General features: G+C 55.6%; 1 protein-coding gene. It reads right to left on the bottom strand.

Features of this window, described 5'->3' with window-relative positions; all coding sequences use genetic code 11:
• Positions 1 to 95: 95 nt before the first annotated feature.
• On the bottom strand, positions 96 to 459 hold a 364-nt coding region (locus EN857_RS35295), incomplete at its 5' end, for a hypothetical protein (protein ID WP_210235159.1).

The following is a 459-nucleotide window of genomic DNA, read 5'->3' as shown; positions in this document are numbered from 1 at the left end:
AAGGAATAACAGGCGCCGCGAAGCTGTTTCACTTCGCCGCGGCGTCGCTGCACGCTAAGTTCGCCGGGGCAGACCACTAATGGATACACGGAGTGTTAGCCTAGTGCACTGCGCAGATGGTTCCTGCGATCGCATTGCAGGTCGTCGCGCAGAGGGGCGACCGCTTGAGTGGGTTCAACTAGTTCACTCGAAGCTGCCATGTCATGGCCATCGACGAGTTCGTCATGGTTCAGGCTTCGACCGCGCTGTCCTGTGTCTGAGAGGTCTTCCCTTAGGTATTGCTTTCTAGCCGATGCATGAGTGAAGAACTGGCCAGAAAGAGACATGCGGGCGAGATCGGCACGAAGCTGCAGCAGGTTGAGTTCTAATTTTGCAGGGCAAATCGATTGCAGAGGCGAACCCAACGATAGGTGACGGAAGTTACCTACTTTCGTCACTGGTCGAGATCGGAAGAGCACA

It is taken from the genome of Mesorhizobium sp. M4B.F.Ca.ET.214.01.1.1, assembly GCF_004791545.1.
Lineage (GTDB): Bacteria > Pseudomonadota > Alphaproteobacteria > Rhizobiales > Rhizobiaceae > Mesorhizobium > Mesorhizobium abyssinicae.
Note: the sequence above shows the minus strand (reverse complement) of the source record. Positions and strands in the feature narration are given on the sequence as shown.